Below are 716 nucleotides of genomic sequence, written 5' to 3'. Positions count from 1 at the left end.
CAGAAGGTGTGGATGACGCGGCTGTTCGTACTGCATTGCTTAGCCAATTCGATCTTGAGATCGGCGCGGGCCTTGGCAAGTTTGCAGACAACGCTTGGCGTATAGGTTTGATGGGCAGCGCATGTAAACGTGAAAACGTTGAGCTATGCATCTCAGCCCTAGCGAGCGTTCTTAACGAACAAGGATATGACTGTGACGGCGATGCAGCAATGGCTGCCGTTGCTAATAGCTACGCCTAATATATTTCTCGTTCTAGGGCTCATTGCCAAAGGGTCAGTGTAGCAATACTCTGACCCTTTATTATTTAATCACCCTACATAGTTAAGGCATGAGTTTCGGCATGGACAAACATCTTCTTATCATTGGCCACGCTCCCTCTCCAAATACTCAAACACTCCTAAAAACAATCAACGATGCGAGTAACAAAAGCCAGTGCACTGTAACTAGCTTATCTGCATTTGATACCACTCCAGAGCACATCATTCAGGCAGACGCTGTCATTCTTTTCACACCAGAAAACCTCAGCTACATGTCTGGAGCGATGAAAGATATGTTTGATCGTTGCTATTACCCCGTACTTGAGAAAAAACAAGGTTTACCAGTCGCAGCGATTGTTCGCGCTGGGCACGATGGCACTGGCACGGTGCACGCCTTACCAACGATACAATTACCTTAAAACGCACCTAATTTAGCCGCTCTCGGTAATCATTGAACGA

General features: G+C 46.8%; 1 protein-coding gene and 1 pseudogene. Both read left to right on the top strand.

Annotated features, from left to right (window positions below):
- Positions 1 to 239, top strand: a pseudogene (locus A3738_RS31065) (alanine--glyoxylate aminotransferase family protein); the annotation flags it as partial.
- A 101-nt stretch (positions 240 to 340) separates the two neighbouring features.
- On the top strand, positions 341 to 676 hold the full coding sequence (locus tag A3738_RS11140; RefSeq protein ID WP_068476249.1) for a flavodoxin family protein: 336 nt from the start codon (positions 341 to 343) through the stop codon (positions 674 to 676).
- Positions 677 to 716: the final 40 nt, after the last annotated feature.

Source organism: Oleiphilus sp. HI0066, assembly GCF_001635725.1.
This window is presented reverse-complemented; position numbering and strand designations above follow the sequence as displayed.